The sequence below is a fragment of the Micromonospora sp. LOL_021 genome (genome assembly GCF_048060215.1).
Lineage (GTDB): Bacteria > Actinomycetota > Actinomycetes > Mycobacteriales > Micromonosporaceae > Micromonospora_E.
The window spans coordinates 1-308 of the sequence record NZ_JBHMIN010000173.1 but is presented as its reverse complement, the minus strand read 5'-3'; the positions used below and the strand labels follow the sequence as shown (position 1 = coordinate 308).

Sequence of the window (308 nt, the reverse complement as noted above, 5' to 3'; positions counted from 1 at the left end):
TCGGTGCCGACTTCGCGGGCGACCCGGGTGACTTCGTCGGCGAAGGAGGAGAGCTGGTCGACCATGGTGTTGACGGTCGATTTGAGTTCCAGGATCTCGCCCTGTGCGTCGACGGTGATCTTTTGGGAGAGGTCGCCCTTGGCGACGGCGGTGGTGACCGAGGCGATGTTGCGGACCTGGCTGGTGAGGTTGGAGGCCATCGAGTTGACGTTGTCGGTGAGGTCGCGCCAGGTGCCGGAGACTCCCTTGACCTGGGCCTGGCCGCCGAGTTTGCCTTCGGTGCCGACTTCGCGGGCGACCCGGGTGAC

1 protein-coding gene is annotated in these 308 nt (G+C 65.9%); it reads right to left on the bottom strand.

Annotation, left to right across the window (positions count from 1 at the left end):
- Positions 1-308: HAMP domain-containing protein (locus tag ACFHWT_RS31550; protein ID WP_416598365.1), on the bottom strand; the 308-nt coding region annotated here is incomplete at both ends.